The sequence below is a fragment of the Sphingopyxis soli genome, from assembly GCF_018682675.1.
Classification (GTDB): domain Bacteria; phylum Pseudomonadota; class Alphaproteobacteria; order Sphingomonadales; family Sphingomonadaceae; genus Sphingopyxis; species Sphingopyxis soli.
On sequence record NZ_JAFMTR010000063.1, the window covers coordinates 139,661 to 163,740 of the forward strand.

Annotated in this window: 19 protein-coding genes; 14 read left to right on the plus strand and 5 right to left on the minus strand. The window is 66.4% G+C overall.

Annotated features, from left to right (window positions below; all coding sequences use genetic code 11):
- Positions 1–182: 182 nt before the first annotated feature.
- The 7 genes from J1N50_RS10580 (at position 183) to J1N50_RS10610 (ending at position 10,660) form a co-directional block, all read left to right on the plus strand.
- A complete protein-coding gene (locus tag J1N50_RS10580) occupies positions 183–1,115 on the plus strand; it encodes a complex I NDUFA9 subunit family protein (protein WP_215353425.1) in 933 nt (310 codons plus the stop codon).
- A 124-nt stretch (positions 1,116–1,239) separates the two neighbouring features.
- On the plus strand, positions 1,240–2,040 hold the full coding sequence (locus J1N50_RS10585; protein ID WP_215353426.1) for an undecaprenyl-diphosphate phosphatase: 801 nt from the start codon (positions 1,240–1,242) through the stop codon (positions 2,038–2,040).
- 159 nt (positions 2,041–2,199) lie between these two features.
- Positions 2,200–3,642, plus strand: a complete 1,443-nt coding sequence (locus tag J1N50_RS10590) for an NAD(P)-dependent oxidoreductase (protein WP_215353427.1) — start codon at positions 2,200–2,202, stop codon at positions 3,640–3,642.
- Positions 3,643–3,665: 23 nt separating this feature from the next.
- Positions 3,666–4,823, plus strand: coding sequence for a DUF2059 domain-containing protein (locus J1N50_RS10595; RefSeq protein WP_246553353.1), 1,158 nt, complete (start codon positions 3,666–3,668; stop codon positions 4,821–4,823).
- A gap of 28 nt (positions 4,824–4,851) precedes the next feature.
- On the plus strand, positions 4,852–9,381 hold the full coding sequence (gltB, locus tag J1N50_RS10600) for a glutamate synthase large subunit (RefSeq protein ID WP_215353429.1): 4,530 nt from the start codon (positions 4,852–4,854) through the stop codon (positions 9,379–9,381).
- 110 nt (positions 9,382–9,491) lie between these two features.
- Entirely contained in the window at positions 9,492–9,920 is a 429-nt protein-coding gene (locus J1N50_RS10605) for a hypothetical protein (RefSeq protein ID WP_215353430.1), read from the plus strand.
- A 68-nt stretch (positions 9,921–9,988) separates the two neighbouring features.
- Complete coding sequence (locus tag J1N50_RS10610) at positions 9,989–10,660, plus strand: glutathione S-transferase family protein (protein ID WP_058457227.1); 672 nt, start codon at positions 9,989–9,991, stop codon at positions 10,658–10,660.
- A gap of 14 nt (positions 10,661–10,674) precedes the next feature.
- Here J1N50_RS10610 and J1N50_RS10615 read toward each other — a convergent pair whose 3' ends face one another.
- Positions 10,675–12,288, minus strand: a complete 1,614-nt coding sequence (locus J1N50_RS10615; RefSeq protein WP_215353431.1) for a DHA2 family efflux MFS transporter permease subunit — start codon at positions 12,286–12,288, stop codon at positions 10,675–10,677.
- A gap of 55 nt (positions 12,289–12,343) precedes the next feature.
- Here J1N50_RS10615 and J1N50_RS10620 point away from each other — a divergent pair, with 55 nt between their 5' ends.
- The 3 genes from J1N50_RS10620 to J1N50_RS10630 are packed head-to-tail and all read left to right on the plus strand — an operon-like array spanning position 12,344 to position 14,465.
- Positions 12,344–12,937, plus strand: coding sequence for a TetR/AcrR family transcriptional regulator (locus tag J1N50_RS10620; RefSeq protein WP_215353432.1), 594 nt, complete (start codon positions 12,344–12,346; stop codon positions 12,935–12,937).
- Entirely contained in the window at positions 12,934–13,350 is a 417-nt protein-coding gene (locus J1N50_RS10625) for a PaaI family thioesterase (protein ID WP_215353433.1), read from the plus strand. The genes J1N50_RS10620 and J1N50_RS10625 overlap by 4 nt, the downstream gene beginning before the upstream one ends.
- Positions 13,347–14,465, plus strand: a complete 1,119-nt coding sequence (locus tag J1N50_RS10630) for an HlyD family secretion protein (RefSeq protein ID WP_215353434.1) — start codon at positions 13,347–13,349, stop codon at positions 14,463–14,465. The genes J1N50_RS10625 and J1N50_RS10630 overlap by 4 nt, the downstream gene beginning before the upstream one ends.
- Here the strand turns inward: J1N50_RS10630 and J1N50_RS10635 are convergent, their stop codons facing one another.
- Entirely contained in the window at positions 14,466–15,713 is a 1,248-nt protein-coding gene (locus tag J1N50_RS10635) for an aspartate kinase (protein WP_215353435.1), read from the minus strand. It abuts the gene before it with no gap.
- A gap of 159 nt (positions 15,714–15,872) precedes the next feature.
- Here J1N50_RS10635 and ubiG point away from each other — a divergent pair, with 159 nt between their 5' ends.
- Together ubiG and J1N50_RS18090 are read left to right on the plus strand one after the other, a co-directional pair.
- A complete protein-coding gene (gene ubiG, locus J1N50_RS10640; RefSeq protein ID WP_215353436.1) occupies positions 15,873–16,598 on the plus strand; it encodes a bifunctional 2-polyprenyl-6-hydroxyphenol methylase/3-demethylubiquinol 3-O-methyltransferase UbiG in 726 nt (241 codons plus the stop codon).
- Positions 16,595–17,203 carry a DUF1801 domain-containing protein gene (locus J1N50_RS18090; protein ID WP_425516936.1) on the plus strand — a complete coding sequence of 203 codons (609 nt, stop codon included), beginning with the start codon at positions 16,595–16,597 and terminating at the stop codon, positions 17,201–17,203. The genes ubiG and J1N50_RS18090 overlap by 4 nt, the downstream gene beginning before the upstream one ends.
- Positions 17,204–17,277: 74 nt before the next feature.
- Here the strand turns inward: J1N50_RS18090 and katG are convergent, their stop codons facing one another.
- Positions 17,278–19,470, minus strand: a complete 2,193-nt coding sequence (gene katG / locus J1N50_RS10650) for a catalase/peroxidase HPI (protein ID WP_215353437.1) — start codon at positions 19,468–19,470, stop codon at positions 17,278–17,280.
- A 357-nt stretch (positions 19,471–19,827) separates the two neighbouring features.
- Between katG and J1N50_RS10655 the strand changes: the two genes are divergently transcribed.
- Positions 19,828–19,983, plus strand: coding sequence for a hypothetical protein (locus tag J1N50_RS10655; protein WP_215353438.1), 156 nt, complete (start codon positions 19,828–19,830; stop codon positions 19,981–19,983).
- A gap of 73 nt (positions 19,984–20,056) precedes the next feature.
- On the opposite strand, the gene J1N50_RS10660 is transcribed toward J1N50_RS10655, so the two are convergent.
- Both J1N50_RS10660 and J1N50_RS10665 read right to left on the minus strand, forming a co-directional pair.
- On the minus strand, positions 20,057–22,609 hold the full coding sequence (locus tag J1N50_RS10660; protein ID WP_215353439.1) for a TonB-dependent receptor: 2,553 nt from the start codon (positions 22,607–22,609) through the stop codon (positions 20,057–20,059).
- Between the two features lie 99 nt (positions 22,610–22,708).
- Positions 22,709–22,879, minus strand: coding sequence for a YezD family protein (locus tag J1N50_RS10665; RefSeq protein WP_215353440.1), 171 nt, complete (start codon positions 22,877–22,879; stop codon positions 22,709–22,711).
- Between the two features lie 191 nt (positions 22,880–23,070).
- On the opposite strand from J1N50_RS10665, the gene J1N50_RS10670 reads away from it, so the two are divergent.
- Positions 23,071–24,075: an NAD(P)H-dependent flavin oxidoreductase gene (locus J1N50_RS10670; protein WP_215353441.1), complete on the plus strand. Its 1,005-nt coding sequence runs from the start codon at positions 23,071–23,073 to the stop codon at positions 24,073–24,075.
- Positions 24,076–24,080: the final 5 nt, after the last annotated feature.

Sequence of the window (24,080 nt, forward strand, 5' to 3'; positions counted from 1 at the left end):
TAGCGGTGGCGTGACCGGCTTGTCAACCGCGCGAGCGCGCGGTGCGCAATTTTATTCGCCAAGCCGCGGTTTCGCGTCGTGCCGCGCCCCCTGCCCCCTTGCTCCGGCGGGCGCTTCGCGGCATGGGGAACCGATACGGCGCCGCGGCGCGCTCCCCAGAGAATCGGACACAGGCGGACATCATGCAAAAGCTCGACGGACAATTGATCACCGTGCTGGGCGGCGGCGGCTTCCTTGGCCGCTATGTTGTCCAGCGGTTGCTCGCGCGCGGCGCGCGCGTCCGCATTGCCGAGCGCGAGCCGCGCAAGGCGCTGTTCCTGAAGCCGCTCGGCGGGCTCGGCCAGACGCAGTTCGTCGCCGCCGACGTCCGCGACGCCGCGAGCGTCGCCCGCGCGGTGCAGGGAAGCGATGCGGTGATCAATCTCGTCGGCGCGTTCGACGACATGGTCGCCGTGCAGGCCGATGGCGCGCGCCATGTGGCAGCGGCCGCCAAGAGCGCGGGTGCGCGGGCGCTCGTCCATATCTCGGCCATCGGCGCCGACAGCGACAGCCCCTCGGCCTATGGCCGCAGCAAGGGCGATGGCGAAGCCGCCGTGCGCAAGGCGTTCCCCGGCGCCGCGATCCTGCGCCCCTCGATCCTGTTCGGCCGCGAGGATAATTTCATCAACCGCTTCGCCACGATGATCCGCTTCCTGCCTGTCGTTCCGGTGGTCGCGCCGCAGACGAAGTTCCAGCCGGTCTATGTCGGCGATGTCGCCGATGCAGTGCTTGCGACACTGGGCGAGGACGCGGCCGGAAAGATGTTCGAGCTTGGCGGGCCGCAAGTTCTGACGATGCTCGACCTGCAGCAGTGGATCGCGGCGGCGACCGGCCGCAAGCGCCTGTTCGTCGAATTGCCCGACATGGTTTCGGGTGCGCTTGCGACGGGGCTCGGCTGGGCCCCCGGCGCACCGATCACAAAGGACCAGTGGCTGATGCTCCAGCGCGACAATGTCGTCGCGGCGGGCGCCGCGGGCCTCGGCCAGCTTGGCATCACTCCGACCTCGCTCGCCGCGGTCGCCGACGGCTGGCTGGTGCAATATCGCCGCCACGGCCGCTTCGCCCAGACGGCCTGAGAGCGGCCGGAAATAGCGGCTGGAAAATGGCGCGCGGGCTGTTAGGCTCGGCCAAGGACATAGGGGGCGTCCGGCATCGATCGGGCGCCCTTTCGTTTATTCGCAACCTTCAAGACGGAATCCCATGAGCATCTGGCTGACCGCGATCATCCTCGGCATTGTCGAGGGGCTGACCGAATTTCTTCCCGTTTCCTCGACGGGGCACCTGATCCTGGCGACCGAGTTGCTCGGCTATGACGCAGCGAAGTGGGCGGTGTTCAACATCGCGATCCAGCCCGGCGCGATCCTGGCGATCGTCGTGCTTTACTGGCGAACTTTCCGGGACATGCTCGCCGGGCTGTTCCGGCGCGACCCCGTCGCCTTCGCCTTTGTGCGCAACCTGCTCCTCGCCTTCCTCCCCGCGGTCGTGCTCGGGCTCGCCTTCGGCGACTATATCGAGGCGCTGCTCGAAAATGCCGCCGTCGTCGCCTGGGCGCTGATCATCGGCGGCATAGGCATCCTGATCGTCGAGCGCTTCGCCAAGCCGAACGAAAGCGGCGGCGTCGCGGCGCTCTCGACGCGCCAGTCGATCATCGTCGGGCTCGTCCAGTGCCTCGCGATGATCCCCGGCGTCAGCCGCTCGGGCGCCACGATCATGGGCGCGATGGCACTCGGCATCGATCGCAAGACCGCCGCCGAGTTCAGCTTCTTTCTCGCGCTGCCGACGCTGACCGGCGCGACGGTGCTCCAACTCGCCAAGCATCACGATGCGATCACGAGCAACGACGTCGGGCTGATCGCGCTCGGCGCTTTCGTGTCGTTCATCGTCGCCTGGGCCGTGATCAAGGCCTTTCTGGCCGTGGTGACCCGCTATGGCTTTGCGCCTTTCGCCTGGTATCGAATCATCGTCGGGGTCGCGGCACTCGCATGGCTGGCCGCGAGATAGGGCCGGAACGGTATTATTTGCGAAACATAATTACGCCGGGAGCTCAAGCCGATCCGATCACGTCCGATTTAAGGTCAGTATTACTTACCTAATCGGCATTTCCTTCGTGACAGGCCGTTTGGAGCCATGCCATCGCCCCCGCAACGAAGGGGAAATTGCATGGCTTCCGAACGCATGCTCCAGTTTGTGGGGCGCGAACAATCCTACCCTGACAAGCGGTCGGCCGAGGAGCGCGCCCGCGATTTCCGCGAGATCGCCGAGCGCTATGCGGCGCCCGACGCCGACGCGCAGGCATCGCGCTGCTCGCAATGCGGCGTGCCCTATTGCTCGGTGCATTGTCCGCTGCACAACCATATCCCCGACTGGCTGCGCCTGACCGCCGAAGGGCGGCTGCGCGAGGCGTATGAGCTGTCGAACGCGACCTCGACCATGCCCGAGATCTGCGGCCGCATCTGTCCGCAGGATCGCCTGTGCGAAGGCAATTGCGTGATCGAATTTTCGGGCCACGGCGCCGTCACGATCGGCAGCGTGGAGAAATATATCACCGACACCGCCTGGGCCGAGGGCTGGGTCGAGCCGCTGCACGTCGGCACGCCCACCGGCCAGTCGGTGGGCATCATCGGCGCCGGTCCGGCGGGACTGACCGCCGCCGAATATCTGCGCGCGATGGGGCACGAGGTGCATGTCTATGACCGCCACGACCGCGCCGGCGGGCTGCTCACCTACGGCATCCCGGGCTTCAAGCTGGAGAAGGATGTCGTGATGCGCCGCATCGAGCGGCTTCGGGACGGCGGCATCCATTTCCACCTTGGCTTCGAGGTCGGCAAGGATGCGACGCTCGACCAGCTGCGGCAGAAGCATGACGCGATCCTTGTTGCGACCGGCGTGTACAAGGCGCGCGAAATCAACGTACCGGGCAACGATGCCGCGGGCGTCGTCGCCGCGCTCGACTATCTGATCGCCTCGAACCGCAAGAGCTTCGGCGACACCGTCGTCGAGTTCGAGGACGGCCGCCTCGACGCGCACGGCAAGCATGTCGTCGTCGTCGGCGGCGGCGACACCGCGATGGACTGCGTCCGTACCGCGGTGCGCCAGGGCGCGAAGTCGGTGAAGTGCCTCTATCGCCGCGACCGCGAGAATATGCCGGGTTCGCAGCGCGAGGTCGCCAATGCCGAGGAGGAAGGCGTCGAGTTCGTCTGGCTCTCGGCGCCCGAAAGCTTCACCGCCGACAAGAGCGTCAAGCAGGTGGCGGTGCAGGGCATGCGCCTCGGCGCGCCCGATGCGAGCGGGCGCCGCAGCCCCGAGCCCGATCCCGGCCGCAAGTTCGATCTGCCCGCCGACATGGTGATCAAGGCGCTGGGCTTCGATCCCGAGGAATTGCCGCACCTGTTCGGCGCCCCCGACCTCAGCGTCACGCGCTGGGGCACGCTGCGCGTCGATCACCAGACGATGATGACCAGCCTGCCGGGCGTTTTCGCGGCGGGCGACATCGTGCGCGGCGCCAGCCTGGTCGTCTGGGGCATCCGCGACGGCCGCGACGTCAGCGATCAGATGGCAAAGTGGTTGAAAGCGAAGGCGATAAGCGAAAAGAAGGCAGCATGACCAACAGGGGAAGGATCATGTTTATGTCGAAATGGAAATCCGCGCTGCTCGCCGGCGCCATGCTGATCGTGCCGGCGCAGGCTTTCGCTGCGCCGAACAAGGAAGCGCCGGTGGCCGAGGCCGTCGCGCCCGCCGACGATCAGGCGATCAGCGAGACCGCGATGGCCGACGCCAAGGCGAAGATGCAGAAGGAGATCGACGAGGCGATCAAGCTGGTCGAGAAGATCTTCGGCACCGACAAGCTGCCGCCGGTCGCGCCCGCGCAGCTCGCGCTCGCGCAGACGACGACCACCGCGCTGATCCCGCCGGGCAGCCTCGAGAAGATGCTCGACAATCTCTATGGCAAGCTCTTCAAGGGCCTGCTCGGCGAATTCGGCGGCCAGTCCGACATGATGCTGTCGATCAAGACCGGCATCGAGAGCGACAAGATCGCCGCGCTCGACGACAAGAGCAAGGCGGCGATCGCCGACCTGTTCGACCCCTATCGCAAGCAGCGCGAGGACCAGATCATGACGGTCGTCAAGCCGCTGATCAGCGAGGCGCTGTCCGATCTGGAAGGGCCGATGCGCAACGGACTGGCGCACGCCTATGCCCGCAAATTCTCTGCCGCGCAGCTCGGCGAGATGAACGCCTTTTTCGCGACCCCGACGGGCAAGGCGTACAGCGCCGAATGGATGGCGCTGCAGGCCGATCCCGAGGTGATGCTGGCGATGATCAAGGCGGTGCCGCCGCTGGTCGGCAAGTTCATCGACCGCGGGCCCGAAATCGAAGGCAAGTTCAAGGCGTTGCCCAAGGAAAAGCAGCTTGCCGACATGAGCGACGCCGAGCTGGCGAAACTCGCCCGGCTGATGAAGGTCGACGTCAAGACGCTGAAGGAAAACCGCGACGCGTGGAACAGCCCGCCGGTCGAGGACGCGGTCGACGCGAGTGAGGATTGGGGCGCTGCCGATGCCGCCGCCGATGCTGCTGCGGCCGATGTCGCAGAGGCCGCGGCAGCGGCTGCCGACGCCGCCGGGGACGCGATCGACGACCCCGCCTTCGACCGCGAAAACTGGTCGGCCGCCGATCGCGCCCGCGTCGAGCAGCTCGAGGAAGCGGCGAGCAGCGCCGCCACCGCCGCCTATGACGCGCAGGAAGCAGCTATCGCCAACGCGCGCAAGAAGAAGCCATCCGGAAAATAGAAGCGGCTGCGGCCGTCAGGAACCGTACATGACCCATTACCCCACCCCCGATCACGCGCGGCTCGCCGAAAGCGGTATGTATCGCCCCGACCTCGAATCCGATGCCTGCGGCGTCGGACTCGTCGCGGCGACCGACGGCAAGCCATCGCGCCGCGTCGTCGAGGCGGCGATCGAGGCGCTGCGCGCCGTGTGGCACCGCGGCGCGGTCGACGCCGACGGCAAGACCGGCGACGGGGCAGGCATTCATGTCGACCTGCCGGTCCGCTTCTTCGACGATGCGATCGCGGCGTCGGGGCACAAGGTGCGCCCGAACCGCCTCGCCGTCGGCATGGTCTTCCTGCCGCGCACCGATCTTTCCGCGCAGGAAGAATGCCGCACGATCGTCGAGGCCGAGATCATCGACGCGGGCTATACCATCTATGGCTGGCGCCAGGTGCCGGTCGACGTGTCGGTGATCGGCGACAAGGCGCAGCGCACGCGCCCCGAGATCGAGCAGATCATGATCGCCGGACCGCTGCCCGACGAGCAGTCGATCGACGAGTTCGAAAAGCAGCTCTATCTCGTCCGCCGCCGGATCGAGAAAAAGGTGATCGCCGCGCAAATCGCCGATTTCTATATCTGCAGCCTGTCGGCGCGCTCGATCATCTACAAGGGGCTGTTCCTTGCCGAGAGCCTCGCCGATTTCTACCCCGACCTCACGAACAAGCTGTTCGAAAGCCGGGTCGCGATCTTCCACCAGCGCTATTCGACGAACACCTTCCCGCAATGGTGGCTCGCCCAGCCCTTCCGCACCCTCGCCCACAATGGCGAGATCAACACGATCCGCGGCAACAAGAACTGGATGAAGAGCCACGAGATCAAGATGGCCAGCCTCGCCTTCGGCGAGCATTCCGAGGACATCAAGCCGGTGATCCCCGCGGGCGCCTCGGACACCGCCGCGCTCGATGCGGTGTTCGAAACGCTGTGCCGCGCCGGCCGCGACGCGCCGACCGCAAAGCTGATCCTCGTCCCCGAAGCATGGGCGACCGACAGCGAAATGCCGCAAGCGCACAAGGCGATGTATAACTATCTCGCCAGCGTCATGGAGCCGTGGGACGGCCCCGCCGCGCTCGCGATGACCGACGGTCGCTGGGCGGTTGCGGGCATGGACCGCAACGCGCTCCGCCCGCTGCGCTATACGCTGACCGCCGACAATCTGCTCGTCGTCGGGTCCGAAAGCGGCATGGTCCTGCTGCCCGAGGCAAGCATCCGCAAGAAGGGCCGCCTTGGCCCCGGCCAGATGATCGCGGTCGATCTCGACGAAGGGACGCTCTACGAAGATCGCGCGATCAAGGACAAGATCGCGGGCGCGCACGACTATGGCGCGCGTGTGAAGGGCTTCCGCACGATGGCCGACCTTCCCAAGGGCGGCAAGTCGACGCTCGGCCAGTGGGACCGCGCCGAACTGCTCCGCCGCCAGGTCGCCGCCGGTCTCACAATGGAGGATATGGAGCTGATCCTCTCACCCATGGTCGAGGATGCGAAGGAGGCCGTCGGATCGATGGGCGACGATACGCCGCTCGCGGTCATTTCGGACAAGCCGCGCCACGTCGCGCAATTCTTCCGCCAGAATTTCAGCCAGGTCACCAACCCGCCGATCGACAGCTTGCGCGAACGGCATGTGATGAGCCTGAAGACGCGCTTCTCGAACCTCGCCAACATCCTCGACGAAAAGGGACAGAGCGCGCACGTCCTGGTGATCGACTCGCCCGTTCTCGTCGGAGAGGATTGGGACCGCCTGCGCGCCTATTTCGGCGATGCGGTCGCCGACATCGACTGCACCTTCGCGGCAGGCGGCAACGCCTCGACGCTGCGCGACGCGATCGCCCGCATCCGCCGCGAGGCCGAGGATGCGGTGCGCGCCGGGCGCAGCGAGCTGTTCCTTTCCGACCAGAATATCGGCGAGAACCGCGTCGGCGTCGCGATGGTGCTCGCCGCCGCCGCCGTCCACACGCACCTCGTCCGAAAAGGCCTGCGCAGCTACGCCTCGATCAACGTGCGGTCGGCCGAGGTGCTCGACACCCACGCCTTCGCGGTGCTGATCGGCGTCGGCGCGACGACCGTCCATGCCTATCTCGCCGAAGCGGCGATCGCCGACCGCTGGACGCGCGGGCTGTTCGGGAGCGAGCTGTCGCTTGCCGACTGCCACCTCCGTTTTCGCAAGGCGATCGACGACGGCTTGCTCAAGATCATGGCGAAGATGGGGATCGCGGTGATCTCCTCCTATCGCGGCGGCTATAATTTCGAGGCCGTCGGCCTCAGCCGCGCGCTCGTCAACGACCTCTTCCCCGGAATGCCCGCGAAGATTTCGGGCGAGGGCTATCAGTCGCTCTTCATCAACGCGACCGAGAAGCATGCGGCGGCGTTCGACGGGCGCGTTACCGCCCTCCCCATCGGCGGCTTCTATCGCCAGCGCGCGGGCGGCGAAACGCACGCCTATTCCGCGCAGCTCATGCATTTGCTGCAGACGGCGGTCGCGACCGACAGCTATTCGACCTATCTGCAGTTCGCGCGCGGCGTCGCCGACCTGCCGCCGGTCTATCTGCGCGACCTTGTCGAGTTCAACTATCCCGCGCAGGGCGTGCCGCTCGACAGCGTCGAGGCGATCACCGAAATCCGCAAGCGCTTCGTGACCCCCGGCATGTCGCTTGGCGCGCTGTCGCCCGAGGCGCATGAAACGCTGGCGATCGCGATGAACCGCATCGGCGCGAAGGCGGTCTCGGGCGAAGGCGGCGAAGCGAGCGAACGCTATCAGCCCTATGCCAATGGCGACAACGCCAACAGCAACATCAAGCAGATCGCTTCGGGCCGCTTCGGCGTCACCGCCGAATATCTCGGCGCGTGCGACGAGATCGAGATCAAGGTCGCACAGGGCGCCAAGCCCGGCGAGGGCGGCCAGCTTCCGGGCTTCAAGGTCAGCGAATTCATCGCGCGGCTTCGCCACTCGACCCCTGGCGTGATGCTGATCAGCCCGCCGCCGCACCATGACATCTATTCGATCGAGGATCTGGCGCAGCTCATCTACGACCTTAAGCAGATCAACCCGAAGGCGCGGGTCTGTGTCAAGCTCGTCTCCAGCGCCGGTATCGGCACCGTTGCGGCGGGCGTCGCCAAGGCGCACGCCGACGTGATCCTCGTCTCGGGCAACACCGGCGGCACCGGCGCAAGCCCGCAGACCAGCGTCAAATATGCGGGCACGCCATGGGAAATGGGCCTCAGCGAAGTCAACCAGGTGCTGACGCTCAACGGCCTGCGCCACCGCATCCGGCTGCGCACCGACGGCGGGCTCAAGACCGGCCGCGACATCGTGATCGCTGCCATCCTCGGCGCCGAGGAATATGGCATCGGGACTTTGAGCCTCGTCGCGATGGGCTGCATCATGGTGCGCCAGTGCCACAGCAACACCTGCCCCGTCGGCGTCTGCACGCAGGACGAGAAGCTGCGCCAGAAATTCACCGGCAGCCCCGAGAAGGTCATCAACCTGATGACCTTCATCGCCGAAGAAGTGCGCGAAATCCTGGCCAAGCTCGGCTGCCGCAGCCTCGACGAGGTGATCGGGCGCACCGAGCTGCTGCGCCAGGTCAGCCGCGGCGCAGAACATCTCGACGACCTCGACCTCAACCCGATCCTTGCGAAGGTCGACGCCCCCGACGACCAGCGCCGTTCGCAGGGGCCGCACTTCCGCAATCCGGTGCCCGACAGCCTCGACGCGCAGATCCTGAGCGACGCGAAGCCGCTGTTCGAGCGCGGCGAGCGGATGCAGCTCACCTACAACGTCCGCAACACGCACCGCGCCGTCGGCACGCGCCTGTCGGCCGAGGTCACCGCGCGCTTCGGCATGAACGGGCTCGCCGACGACCATGTACAGGTGCGCCTCCGCGGCACCGCGGGCCAGTCGCTCGGCGCCTTCCTGTGCAGCGGCATCACGCTCGAGGTGTTCGGCGATGCGAACGACTATGTCGGCAAGGGGCTCTCGGGCGGCCGCATCGTCGTGCGTCCGACCGTGTCGAGCCCGCTCGTCAGCCAGCACAACAGCATCGTCGGCAACACCGTCCTCTACGGCGCAACCGCAGGCACTTTGCTCGCGGCCGGGCAGGCGGGCGAACGCTTCGCGGTCCGCAATTCGGGCGCCAAGGTCGTCGTCGAGGGCTGCGGCGCGAACGGCTGCGAATATATGACCGGCGGCACGGCGGTGATCCTTGGCCCTGTGGGTTCGAATTTCGGCGCGGGGATGACCGGCGGCATGGCGTTCATCCTCGACACCGACGGCAGTTTCGAACGCCGCGCGAACGGCGAATCGATCGTCTGGCAGCGCCTTGCGAGCAGCCATTGGGAAGCCGTGCTCAAGGAGCTGGTCGAGGACCATGCGCGCGCGACGGGCAGCAAATGGTCCGCCGAAATCCTTGCCGACTGGGAGCGCTGGAAGGGTCAGTTCTGGCAGGTGTGCCCGAAGGAAATGCTCAGCCGCCTGACGCAGCCGTTGAACGACGAAGAGGTCGCGGTAGAGGCGGCGGAGTAGTTCGCCGCGCTAAAAGGACGGTTCGCCGTACCGCGAACGGATGTTCAGCCGCGCGAAAGCGTCGGTCCGCTAAACGCGCGGATCGATTTTCGCGTCCGAAAGGATATGCCATGCGCCTGACCATCGCCGCCCTGCCCTTGCTCGCGCTTGCCGCGCCGCTGTCGGCCGCTGCCGCCGACCGCGAGGTCGCCGGCGCCGTCGCGACGCTCAACGACCCGGCGACGCAGGAGCGGATGGCCGATACCGTGACCGCGCTCGTCGGCGCGCTGATGCAGATGAAAGTCGGCCCGCTCGCCGACGCCGTCGCGCGCATCGACCCCGAATCGCGCGCCGCCGACATTCCGCCCGACGCCACCATCGGCGACGTCGCGGGCCGTGACCCCGCCTATGCCGAACGCATGGGCGCCGATGTCCGCGCGGGAACGCGGATGGCGGGACAGGCCGCCTCGGCGCTCGCAGCCTATGCCCCGGTGCTCAAGGACATGGCGCGCGACCTCGCCGCGCAGTGGGAACGCGAACGCGCCGCCGCGCGTCGCTAGGCCGGCCATTCGCAATAGCGCTGCCATAGGCGTTGCGTGCAGCGCCCGCCTGCCGCTATGCGATAAGCATGTGGCAGCTCTACCAATTCCCGCTCTGTCCCTTTTCGCGCAAGATCCGGCTTCTGCTGGGCGAGAAGGGTGTCGGCTATGAGCTGGTGCGCGAATCGCCGTGGGAGCGCCGCGACGAATTCATCGACCTCAATCCCGCCGGGCGCACCCCCGTGATGGTCGATCAGGCGCGCGGGCAGGTGTTGATCGACAGCAACGCCATAGCCGAATATTTCGAGGAGACCGTCGAGGGCAAGGCGATGATCAACGGCACCGCCGCCAATCGCGCCGAAATCCGCCGCCTCGTCGCCTGGTTCGACCAGGATTTCTATTTCGAGGTAACCGGCCCCCTGCTCTTCGAGCGGATGCAGAAGCGCATCGTCCACCGCCAGCCCCCCGATGCCGGCGCGCTGCGCGAGGCGATGAAGGCCGCGAACCAGCATCTCGATTATATCGATTATCTGATCGACCATCGCACCTGGCTGGCGGGCGCCACGATGAGCCTCGCCGACCTTGCTGCCGCCGCGCATATTTCGGTCGCCGACTATCTTGGCGGCATCGACTGGACGGGGCACGAGCAGACGAAGGGCTGGTATTCGGGTCTCAAGTCGCGCCCGAGCTTCCGCCCGCTGCTGGCGGAGCGGATGGAGATCGTCACCCCGCCCAAATATTACGAGGATGTTGATTTCTAGGGAAGCGGATCGCGCTAATGCGCTTCGGTCGGCGCCGGGCCGCCGATCGGCGGGGGCTTGCAAAAGGGCACCATGACCAGCGCCGCGAGGAATAGGTAGGACATCAGGCGGAAGACGTCGTCGAAGGCGAGCGTCAGCGCCTCGCGACCGATGATCCGGCCTAGCGTTCCCTCTGCCATCTGCTGCGCGAGTGCGGGGTCGGACACATAGCGGCCGATGCTCTGCGCCAAGCCCGCGGCCGCCTCGTTCGCGGCATCGGCCGAACGCCCGAGCGCTTCGGAGAGGCGCAGCAGGTGGAGCCGCATATTGTCGCCGAGCCAGGTGTTGACGAGCGCAATCCCGATCGCGCCGCCGAGGTTGCGCATCAGATTGAACAGTCCCGACGCGTAGCGCAGCTCCGGCCCCTCGAAATTGCCGAGCGCGAGCCCCACCGACGGGACGATGCACAGCATGATCGCAAAGCTGCGCACGACCTGCGGCCAGAAGAGCGCGGCGAAGCCCCATTCGGGGGTCATGAAGCTGAACATCCACAGGCCGACCGCGAACAAGGTCAGCCCGAAGGTGATCACGATCCGCTGGTCGACGCGCTGCGACAGCGCCGCGGCGATCGGCACGCCCATCAATTGCGCGAGCCCCGCGACGAACACCGTCGTCCCGATCTCCGACGCGTTATAACCCTGCACGCGGCCGAGATAGATCGGGATCAGATAGGTGCTGGCGTACAGCCCGAAGCCGATCACCAGATTGAAAAGACAGGCGAAAGCGAAGGTCGGTACGCGGAAGGGCGACAGTTTGACGATCGGCCCGTCCGAGCGGAACGAGCGTTCGAGAAACAGGCCGAAGGCGACGAACGACACCCACGCGCCGATCGCGATCTCGGGCTCGCTGAACCAGTCGTGCTTCGGCCCCTCCTCCAGCACATATTCCAGCCCCGCGAGGAACACCGCCATCGAGGCGAGATGCACCCAGTCGATCCGCCGCAGCATCGGCAGGTTCGGCTTGTCGACGCGAACGAGCGCCAGAATCATCAGCGTCACGATCGCGCCCGGCAGGACATTGATGAAGAAGACCCAGCGCCAGCCGAGCGCATCGGTGATCCAGCCGCCGACGGTGGGGCCCAGCGTCGGCGCCAGCACCGACACCATGCCGAGGATCGCGGGGATCATCGCGCGCTGCTTGCCCTGGAAGAGCATATAGCCGGTCGCGAACACCGTCGGAATCATCGCGCCGCCGACGAAGCCCTGGACAGCGCGGAACAGGATCATCGATTCGATGCTCCACGCCATGCCGCAGAGGATGCTTGCGATGGTGAACAACCCCGCCGACGCCGCAAACAGCCACCGCGTCGACAGCGCCTGCGCGAGGAAGGCCGAAAAGGGGATCATCACCAGCTCCGCCATCAGATAGGCGGTCTGCACCCAACTGATTTCGTCGGGCCCCGCGCTGAGTCCCGCCTGCACCTCGTTGAGCGATGCCGCAACGATCTGGATGTCGATCAGCGCCATGAACTGGCCGAACGCCATCACCGCAAAGATCAGATATTTCCGCGCGTTGGGCATCGCCGCCGGATCGAAAGGTGCATCGGGCGCGGCAGGCGACTGCCCGGTGGAGAGGGGAATGGAGGCCATGGGTCTTGTGTCCTGTCGTCTTTATATTATATGCGTCATATAAAAGGAGACGCAAGTGCGCTATTCGAGCGACCACAAGGCCGAGACCCGCGAGCGGGTGCTGAAAGAGGCGGCGAACGAAATCCGGGCCAAAGGACCCGACAATGTCGCGGTGTCGGGCATCATGGCGCGTGCCGGCCTGACCCACGGCGGCTTCTACGCCCACTTCCCCTCGAAGGACGCGCTGGTGAAAGAGGCCATCGGAACGATGTTCGCCGACGCCCGCGCGCGCAGCGACCGGATCGACGTCGACGGCGACCCGCGTGCAGCGCTACGCGCCTATATCGATTTCTACCTTTCCCCGGCGCACCGCGATCGGCGCGATCGCGGTTGCCCGTTGCCGACGCTGTCGGGCGATTTCGCGCGCGCACGGCCCGAGACGCGCGACCGCTTCGGCGCCGGCGTCGTCGGTATCGCAACCCGCCTCGCCGCGCCGCTCGCGAAGCTCGGCTATGCCGACCCGGACGCCGAGGCCCATGCGTTGCTGGCGCAGCTCGTCGGCGGCGTCGCCCTCTCCCGCGCGGTCGGCGATGCCGCTTTGTCCGATGCGCTGCTCGCCGATACGCATGCCAGCATCGTCGCCCGCTACGGCCTGGAGACCGCGCAATGACACTCGCCAAGGTGCAGGGCCTGATCGCGAGCGGCGGCCGTCCGCCGATCGGCGAAACGCTGGGCTTTCAGCTCGTCGACGCGGGCGACGGCTGGGCGGCGTTCGAAGGGGTGCCGGGCCCCGAACATTATAACCCGATGGGGATCGTCCACGGCGGCTATGCCGCGACCCTGCTCGATTCCGCCTGCGGCATCGCCGTGGTCACCAAGCTCGCCGACGATCAGGCGATGACCACGCTCGAACTCAAGACCTCCTATCTCAAGGCGATGACCCGCAAGACCGGGAAGGTCCGCGCCGAGGGCCATGTGATCTCGATCGGCCGCCGCGTCGCCTATGTCGAGGCGAAGCTGACCGATGCCGAAGGCCGCCTCTATGCGACCGCCACCTCGACCCTGCTGGTGATGCAGCCATGAACGCGCCCGTGACGATCGAGGCCGGGGCGCCCACCGCAGCTCCCACCGCTCGCCGCCTAGCGCTGCCGAAAAAGGCGTGGAAGGTGGGGCTGGTCGCGCTTGCGATCGCCGCACTCGGCATCTGGTGGCTCACCGCGCCGAAGAGTGCCGAGTCGACCGACAATGCCTATCTGCAGGCCGATTCGAGCGAGGTTGCGCCGCGCGTCGGCGGGCTCGTCACCGCGGTGCTGGTGAAGGATAATCAGGCCGTGCGCGCGGGCGACCCGCTCGTCCGCATCGACGTGCGCGATTATGACTCGCGGGTGATGGCGGCCGAAGCCGCGGTTGCCGATGCCGACGCGCAGCTCGCGACCGCGCGCGCCACTCTGGCGTCGCTCGGCGCCGAACAGAAGCTTGCCGCCGCGCACATCCGCTCGATGAACACGCAGATCGCGGCCGCGGACGCCGAATATGCGCGCGCGGCCGCCGACCGGAAGCGCTATGATGCGTTGCTGATCGACGGCTTCGTGCCGAAACGCGATGCCGAACAGGTGTCGGCAAACGCCGTGAGCGCCGCCTCGGCCGCGCAGCGGTCGCGCGCCGACCTCGGCGCCAGCATCGAGGCGGCGGCGGTGACGCGCGCCAAGGGGCCGATCCTCGCGGCGCAGGTGCAGGCGGCCGAGGCGAATGCCGCGAAAGCGCGCGCCGCGCTCGCGCTTGCGAAGCTCGATCGCGGCCATACGCTGGTTACAGCGCCGATCGACGGCGTCGTCGGCAATCGCCGCATCCAGGTCGGCGACTATGTCCAGCCGGGCTCGCGCCTGCTGACCGTCGTCCCGGTAAAATCGATCTACGTCACCGCGAATTTCAAGGAGACGCAGACGCGCGAGATGCGGCCGGGGCAAAAGGCCGAGGTCTATGTCGACGCGCTGGGGCAGACTCTGACCGGCACGGTCGAAAGCCTTGCGCCGGGGTCGGGCAGCGAATTCACGCTGCTGCCCTTCGAGCCCGGATCGGGCAATTTCACCAAGATCGTCCAGCGCGTCGGGGTGCGCATCCGCCTCGATCCGGGGCAGCCGGCGCTCGCGCAGCTCCGCCCCGGTCTGTCGGTCACCGCAAAGGTGCGGCTGCGCTGATCAGTCGGCGTCGAGCCCGTAAGCCGTGTGCAGCACGCGCACCGCGAGTTCGGTTTCGTCCTCGTCGATCAGCACGCTGACCTTGATCTCGCTGGTCGAAATCGCCTGGATATTGATGCCGCGGTCGGCGAGCGCGCGGAACATCGTGCTCGCGACGCCTGCATGGCTCTTCATCCCGACGCCGACGACACTGATCTTCGCGACCTTGTCGTCGCTGATGATGCGGTTGAAACCGATCTTGTCCTTCGCGCCTTCGAGCAGGTCGATCGAGCGGAGCAGGTCGGCGCCTGGGACGGTGAAGGTCACGTCGGTCTCGCCTTTGTCGCGCCCCACGTTCTGGATGATCATATCGACGTTGATCCCGGCCGCGGCGAGCGGTCCGAAGATCGTCGCGACGGCGCCCGGCCTGTCGGGGACGCGGGTGACGATGATCTTCGCTTCATTCTTGTCGTGGGCGATGCCGGTGATCAGCTGGCGTTCCATCTGGTGTTCCTCTATTTCCTCGTCGCTGACGATCATCGTGCCTTTTTTGGGAGCCTCGTCGCCCTCGACGAAGCTGGAGAGCACCTGCACCCGCACCCCCATCTTCATCGCAAGCCCGACCGAGCGGGTCTGGAGCACCTTCGCGCCGACGCTCGCGAGTTCGAGCATTTCCTCATAGGTGACATAGTCGAGCTTGCGCGCGCGCGCGACGATGCGCGGGTCGGTGGTATAGACGCCGTCGACGTCGGTGTAGATGTCGCAGCGGTCGGCCTTCACCGCCGCCGCGACCGCGACCGCGCTGGTGTCCGAGCCGCCGCGGCCCAGTGTCGAGACGCGACCATCGTCCATCATTCCCTGGAAACCGGGGATCACCGCGACCTCGCCCTTCCCCATCGCGGCGAGAAGCGCGCCGGTGTCGATGTCGAGGATGCGCGCGCGGGCATGGGCTTCCTCGGTGCGGATCGGGAGCTGCCAGCCGAGCCAGCTGCGCGCGGGAACGCCCATCGCCTGAAGGGTGAGCGCGAGCAGGCCCGAGGTCACCTGCTCGCCGGCCGCGACGACGACGTCATATTCGGCGGGGTCGTAGCGCGGGTTCGCCTCGCGGCAGAAATTGACGAGCCGGTCAGTTTCGCCCGCCATCGCCGAGACGACGACCGCGACCTCGTTGCCCTGCGCGACCTCGCGCGCGACAAGCCGCGCCACGGTGCGAATCCGCTCGGTGCCCGCCATCGACGTGCCCCCGAATTTCATCACGATCCGCGCCATCTCGCCCCGCTTTCCTGAACTGGTTTCGTCCGCAACTTTCCCATGGGTTTCTGCGGCGTCCGGCTGTTAGGCAAGGGGGCGGACGATAGCAAGCGCGCGAACGCGTGCGCGGGATAGAATTTCTTGCGCCCGCGAAGGCACGGTGCCAAATCGCGGGGCATGAGCGCCCAAACGATCAATCCGAACGAAGCCGCCCATTTCGGCGCTCTCGCCGCCGACTGGTGGGATCCGCACGGATCGTCGGCGATGCTGCACAAGCTGGGTCCGGTGCGCCTCGCCTATATCCGCGGCCAGATCGACGCGCATTGGCACGTCGATGCCCGCGAACGCTTTCCTCTCAAGGGCCGCACCGCGATCGACGTCGGTTGCGGCGCCGGGCTGCTCGCCGAGCCGCTGGCGCGGATGGGGGCGCAGGTCACCGGCGTCGACGCGGCGCCGGAAAATATCGCCGCCGCGCTGGACCATGCGGCGGGACAGGGGCTCGCGATCCGCTATCACGCGGGCGAGCTCGCGGCGCTGCCGCCCGCGACCTTCGATCTCGTCACCTCGATGGAGGTCGTCGAGCATGTCACCGACCCTGCCGCCTTCATCGCGGCGCTGGCGGCGCGGCTCGCGCCCGGCGGACTGATGATCCTGTCGACGCCGAACCGCACCGCACTATCCAAACTGCTGCTCGTCGAAGCCGCCGAGCGGACCGGCGCTGTGCCGCGCGGGACGCACGACTGGGACCGGTTCCTGAAGCCCGAAGAGCTCACCCGGTTAATCGAGGACGCGGGGCTCGATGTCGTCGACCGCACCGGCCTCTCCCCCTCGGCTGCCAAGGGCTTCAAATTGGGCGGCAGCGAGGCGCTCAACTATCTCGTTGCGGCGAGGCATCGGGTGTGAGCCGCGACCCGCGGGTCGATGCCTATATCGCGGCGGCGCAGCCCTTCGCCCAGCCGATCCTCAAACATCTGCGCAAGCTGGTGCACGACCATGCGCCGGGCGCGGAAGAGACGCTGAAGTGGGGCGTGCCGCATTTCGTCCTCGGCGGCCAGAACCTTGCGGACATGGCGGCGTTCAAGGGCCATGCGACCTTCGGCTTCTGGCGCGACGAGGAGGTGACGGGGTCGCCGCGCGACACGGGCGCGATGGGCAGCATGGGGCGCCTCGCGACGCTCGCCGACCTGCCATCGGACGAACAGCTGGCGGCCTGGATCGCCAAGGGCGGCGGCCCTCTGTGCCGAAACGAAGCCGAAGCGACCCAGGCCCGCGCCGAAACCGGCGCTCGACCTGCCCGCCGACCTCGGCGCGGCGCTGGCGGCCGATGCCGCCGCGCAGGACCAGTGGGACGGCTTCTCGCCCGGCAATCGCCGCGATTATATCGAATGGGTGCTGGAGGCGAAGCGCGCACAGACGCGCGCGAAACGCATCGAGACGATCGTCGCGCAGGTCGCCGAGGGCAAGGACCGCAACTGGAAGTACAAGAGCTGCTGACCCTGTCGCCTTGAGCCTAGAAAAGTAGACCCGCCCCCAGGCCCATGTCCCCGGGGGCGGGTCGCGACCCGTCGTCTGTGCCGAAAGCTCAGGCGAGGTCGAAACGGTCGGCGTTCATCACCTTGGTCCAGGCCTTGACGAAGTCCTTCACGAACTTCTCTTCGTGGCCCTTCTCGGCATAAACTTCCGCCACGGCGCGGAGTTCCGCGTTCGAACCGAAGATCAGGTCGGCGCGGGTTGCGCGCCAGGTCTCGCCGCCGCTCGTGCGGTCGGTCGCGACATATTCCTGGTCGCCCGAACCATCGACGGCTTTCCACACATTGGTCATGTCGAGCAGGTTGACGAAATAGTCGTTCGTCAGCTGGCCCGATCGTTTGGTGAAATGGCCATGGCCGCGGTCGCCGTGATTGGCGCCGAGGACGCGGAGGCCACCGATCAGCACGGTCATTTCGGGCACCGACAGGCCGAGCAGCGAGGCCCGGTCGAGCATCATTTCCTCGACCTTCACCGCCAGCTTTTTCTTGCCGACATAGTTGCGGAAGGCGTCGGCCTCCGGCTCCATCACCGCGAAGCTTTCGGCGTCGGTCTGTTCCGCGGTCGCGTCGCCGCGGCCGCCGGTGAACGGCACCGCGACGTTGAAGCCCGCATCCTTGATCGCCTTTTCCAGCCCGACCACGCCGCCCAGCACGATCGTGTCCGCGATCGACAGGTTGCCGCGCAGCCCCTCGAGCGTAGCGAGCACCTTGGCGAGCAGCGCGGGTTCGTTGACCTCCCAGTCCTTCTGCGGCGCCAGACGGACGCGCGCACCGTTGGCGCCGCCGCGGAAATCGGACTTGCGGAAGGTGCTGGCCGACGCCCACGCGGTCTTGATCAGTTCGCTGACGGTCAGGCCGCTCGCCGCGATCTTTTCCTTCACCGCCGCGACATCGGCATCCGACGGCATGGTGCCGGCGGGAATCGGATCCTGCCAGATCAGGTCTTCGGCGGGAACCTCGGGGCCCAGGTAACGCACCTTGGGGCCCATGTCGCGGTGGGTCAGCTTGAACCAGGCGCGCGCAAAGGCGTCCTTGAACGCTTCGTGATCGTTCCGGAACTTTTCGCTGATCTTGCGGAACTCGGGATCGACCTTCAGCGCCATGTCGGCGGTCGTCATCATCGTGGGCACCTTGACGTTCGGATCCCACGCCGCCGGGGCCATATCCTCGGGCTTCTGGTTGATCGGCTGCCATTGCTGCGCACCGGCCGGCGAGTGGACGAGCTCATACTCATAGTCGAGCAGCAGGCGGAAATAATTCGCGCTCCATTCCGTCGGCGTGTTCACCCAAGACCCTTCGATGCCGCTCGTCACCGCATGTTCGCCGATGCCGCCGCTTTCGTGGCTGCTGACCCAGCCGAAGCCCTGCGCCGCCAGATCGCCGCCTGCGGGCGCCGGGCCGAGCAGCGACGCGTCGCCATTGCCGTGCGCCTTGCCGAAGGTGTGGCCGCCCGCGGTCAGCGCGACGGTTTCCTCGTGGTTCATCGCCATGCGGTGGAAGGTTTCCTTGATGTCGCGCGCCGACAGCAACGGGTCGGGGTTGCCGCCCGGCCCCTCGGGATTGACATAGATCAGCCCCATCTGGATCGCGGCGAGCGGCCCCTCGATCGCCTCCATGCCCTTATCGGGATCGATACGGGTCTGAACGCCTTCGTTCACCCATTTGTCTTCGCTGCCCCAATAAATGTCGCGCTCGGGCTCGAACACGTCGGCGCGGCCGCCGCCAAAACCGAAGACCGGCCCGCCCATGCTCTCGATCGCGACATTGCCGGCCAGAATGAACAGGTCGGCCCAGCTGATCTTGTTGCCGTATTTCTGCTTGATCGGCCACAGCAGGCGGCGCGCCTTGTCGAGATTGCCGTTGTCGGGCCAACTGTCGAGCGGCGCGAAACGTTGCTGCCCGCTGTTCGCGCCGCCGCGGCCGTCGGCGGTGCGATAAGTGCCCGCGGCGTGCCAAGCCATGCGGATGAAGAAGGGACCATAATGACCATAGTCGGCCGGCCACCACGGCTGGCTGTCGGTCATCAACGCGGTCAGGTCATTCTTCAGCGCCTGATAGTCGAGCGACTTGAACGCCGCCGCATAGTCGAAATCGTCGCCGAGCGGGTTCGACGACCCGTTGGGGGTGAGGATTTCGGTCGCCAGCATGTCGGGCCACCAATCCTTGTTGGTCCGGCCGAGCAGGGCGCGGACGCCGCCGGGCTGATGCACCGGGCAACCGCTGCCGATAGGGGTCTGGTCGTTCATGCAGTCTCTCCTCTTTTCGGATGTTGTAGGATCGTGATGCGGCAGGATGACGGGCACATGGCGGCGCGGCGGCCAGGGGGCCGCAAGGGACAGTCGGCGCGGGCAGGCGTCGAGTCGATGGCGTCATCCTTTCGTTCTGACCGGGAGAGACTACGCCGCGCCGTCCGATCGACCTAAACGAATAAGCTGAATTCAGTCATCGACCGAAGCGATCAACGGCGCGGCGCGCCGCAGGTGCGACGAGCCGCCCGTCGCGGTCGGGCCACGCCCCGGCGCGACGGCGCAACATCCCGATCTCGCACGAGTTGATGAGGGGTCGCAGCATGATGGCATGATGCGACATCAAGGAGATGGAAAGTGGCTAACACCCCCGACCAACATAACCAGAAAAGTCCCCAGGCTGACCGCGACGAAGAACAGCGTCGCCAGCAGCAGCAGCAGGGCGGCAACGATCGCCAGCAGGGCGGCCAGCGTTCCGATCAGGATCGCAACAAGAACCCGCAGCAGCGCTGAGCCCAGGCTGCACGAGAAAGGGCCGCTCCCTCGCGGGAGCGGCCCTTTTCTTTGGTGCGGTGGAAGCCCGCACCTAGAAACTGAACTTGATCGTTCCGCCCCACGTCCGCTCGTCACCCGGCGTACCGGCGATGAGGCCGGTGTTCCCGGGCGCGACCTGCAGCAACTCGATATAGTTCACGTCGAACGCGTTGCGGACCCAGCCGAACACATCGACGCCATCGCTGCGGAAGCCGACGCGGAAGTTGGTCAGCGCATAGCCCTTGACCTCGGTATAGATCGAGGGCGAGGCGTTGGAATTCCAGCGCGAGCGGTAATTGCCGTCGATGCCGAAATAGAGCTGCCCCTCCTTCGCGAACAGGTCGAGCGGCGCGTTGATCTCTGCCCCGTAGGAAAAGGCCCATTCCGACACGCCGGGCAGGCGCTGGCCGGAAATGTCGCACTGCCGCGGGCTGAGTGCGCCCGGCACGCCCGGCTGCGAATAGTCGGGAACCGCGTTCGCCGGCTGGAAGGTGCCGCCCGACAATTCGGGCGGGCATGGCGCGTTGGTGAAACTCTTGTACTTGGCGTCGGTATAGGCGCCGTTGGCATAGGCGGTGAGGCGGTCGTTCGCGACGATCTTGAAATCGGCCTCGATCCCCTGCGACCGTACCTTCTCCGCATTGGCGAGATAGCCGCGCACCGTGCCGAACTGGCCGCCGTTCACGGTCGCCTGGAAATTCTTGATTTCGGTCCGGAAGGCGGAGAGATTGAAGGTCGCCCGGCGGTCGAGGAACTGGGTCTTGAGTCCGATCTCATAGTGATTGACCGATTCGGGCTTCACCGTGCTCGCGTCGAGGTTCGGCGTATTGTCGGCGTTGAGCGGCAGGCCGTTCTGGTTGATGCCGATGGTCTTGAAGCTCTTCGCATAGGTCGCATAGGCGAGGATGTCGCGCGCGAGCTTGTAGTTGACGTTGAAGTCGTAGCTGAAATTCCAGTCGCTCACCGACGGCTGGGTGAGCTGCGGCTGATAGACGCCGCACTGCGCCGCCAGCACCGATCCCGCAGGCAGGCTCGTCGCCGGGGGGATAGGGGTACAGTTGAGCACCTGCCCCGCACCATTCGTCACGATGCGCTGATAAAAGCCCGTCTTCTTGTCATAGTTGAGGCGCAGGCCCGGCTGGATCGTCAGCGCGTCGGTCACCTTCCAGCTGAGCTGTCCATAAGCGGCGGCGCTCGTCGACTTCAGATATTGCGTATTCGACGCAGTGAGCCCTTCGAGGATGCCCGGAATGCCCGCCTGCGCGCCGGTGAGGCTCCAGCGGCTGGCGTCGGCGCCCTGCTGCTCGGTGCCCTGGGTGTCGATGCGCTGTTTGAAACCGAACAGACCGACAACGAAGTCGACCCGGTCGCCCTCGTAATTATACCGGAATTCCTGGCTATACTGGTCCTGCTGCGAGGGGTTCTGCGACCTGGAAACGATCGACAGGCCGGTGAAGTCGCGGTCGTTCTCGGGCTTCCAGTCCCAGAAACGCCACGCGGTGATCGAGGTAAAGGTGCCCGGGCCGACATCCCACTTCACGCGCAGCGACGCGCCGCCGATCTTGTTGCCCGCGTTCAGGCTGGCGTCGATGTCGGTCAGGCGGTCATAGATGTTGCGGCTGGGAACCGCATAGGGCCGCGTCGGATTGGCCGCATTATAGGCGGCCACAAGCCCGTCATACTGGCGCGCGAGCGCGCGCTGCGTCCGCCCGACGCGGACGAAGGCGGTGCCGAAGCCCTCGGGATCCTGCTTGCTATAGTCGCCCGAGAGCGTGATGCCGAGATCGTCGTTGGGCTCGAACAAGAGCTGGCCGCGCAGCCCGAGATTGTCCTGCTCATTGATCCAGCGATCGCTCGTCGTGTTGAACAGCGTCCCGCGGCGGCTGGTCGCGGCAATCGCGAGACGCGCGGCGATCTTGTCCGAAAGCGGACCGGAGATCGCCGCCTTGGCCTGGCGGTATTTGAGATTGCCGACGCTCACCTCGGCGCGGCCCTCGAAGTCGAAGGTCGGCTGGTTGGTCGTGATGTTGATCGCACCCGCGGTCGTATTTTTTCCGTAGAGTGTGCCCTGCGGCCCGCGGAGCACCTCGACCTGGTCGACGTCGAGGAAATCGAAGGTCGCGGCGGCGACGCGCGAATTATAGACATCGTCGACATAGATGCCGACACCTTGCTCGAAGCCGTCGCTGGTGAGGCCAAAGGGCACGCCAAGGCCGCGGATGTTGACCGAGGTGTTGCGCGGGTTCGAGGTATAGACCTGCAAGGTGGGGGCGAGCTGCTGCAGCTTCACGACGTTGAAATTGCCCGTCGCCTCGATCGAATCGCCCCTGATGACCGATATCGCGACCGGCACTTCCTGAGCCGTTTCCTGACGGCGGCGCGCGGTGACGATGATCACGTCGCCGCGGCTGACATCGTCGTCGATCTGCCCCGCGGCTTCGGCGGCGCCGGCGGCTCCCACCGTCGCGTCGGCGGCATCGGCGCCCGCCCCGTCCGCCGAGGTCTCCGCGGCGAGAGCAGGCGTGGCGCCGAGCGCGAGGAGGAAGGAAAGCGTAAGAGCCGACGCCGGCAAGCGGCGGCGGGCGGACGGATATTTTGCGGTCATGACAATTTCCTGTTGCTTTGATGATGCACGAAAATTGCCACATCCGGCGGTCCGGTCTGCGGCAGGAAGGGGAGAATCCCCGGTCGGGAGCTCTGAAAATCAGTTGGGGTAGCGGTGCCGTTCGGTCACATCGACCTGCACCAGGCGTCCTTCGTGGACGGTGAGCTGGATCGCGCCGAATTTCAGTTTTTCGAGCGCGTCGAGCACGGTCTGCACAGCGCGCGGCGTATCGCCGCTTTCGCCCTGCGGCTGTTCTTTGTTGGTGCTCATGCTGTGCCTTTCCCTCCTTAATGAGTCGGCGAAACCGTATCCTAAGTGTTTTAGTTGACAATAACCAAATTTGCTTTGTGCGCCCAAAGGTGAAGTTGCCGCGCCGAACGGATTCTGCGCTGCGACCAGCCGAAACACTTCGTCGCCGAAGTGATTGCGCCCGCGCGCCAAGGCTGGCAAAGGCGCAGCCGATGAGCAAAATGAACGATCTGATGGCGCGCGGGACCGGCCTTCTCGGTAGCGACTATGCCATTCTCTGCGGCGCGATGAGCTGGGTCTCCGAGCGCAATCTGGTGAGCGCGATCAGCAACGCCGGCGGCTTCGGCGTGATCGCCTGCGGCGCGATGACACCCGAACTGCTCGATGCCGAGATTGCGGCGACCAAGGCGCTCGCGACACGCAACTTCGGGGTCAACCTGATCACGATGCACCCGCAGCTCTTCGACCTGATCGACGTGTGCGCGAAGCATCAAATCGGCCATGTCGTCCTCGCGGGCGGTCTGCCTCCCAAGGGCAGCCTCGAGGCGATCAAGGCCTCGGGCGCAAAGGTCATCTGCTTCGCGCCGACGCTGGCGCTGGCAAAGAAGCTCGTCCGCTCGGGCGTCGACGCGCTGGTGATCGAGGGCATGGAAGCCGGGGGCCATATCGGCCCCGTCTCGACGAGCGTGCTCGCACAGGAAATCCTCCCGAGCCTCTCCGAAGAGGTGCCGATCTTCGTCGCCGGCGGCATCGGCCGCGGCGAGGCTATCGCGGGCTATCTCGAAATGGGCGCCTCGGGCGTCCAGCTCGGCACGCGCTTCGTCTGCGCGACCGAGAGCATCGCGCATCCAGATTTCAAGAAAGCCTTCATCCGCGCCGCGGCGCGCGACGCCGTCGCCAGCGTCCAGATCGACCCGCGCCTGCCGGTGATCCCGGTGCGCGCGCTCAAGAACAACGGCACCGAAGCCTTCACCGCGAAACAGCGCGAGGTCGCGAACAGGCTCGACGCTGGCGAGGTCGACATGGCGGCGGCGCAACTCGAGATCGAACATTATTGGGCCGGCGCGCTGCGCCGCGCGGTCATCGACGGCGACGTCGACGGCGGTTCGTTAATGGCAGGGCAATCCGTGGGTATGGTAACCTGCGAGGAGAGCGTTGCCGAGATTATCGCAACTTTGGTGCAACAGGCCGACGAGGCGTTGCGTGCTCGGGGTTGAAACCG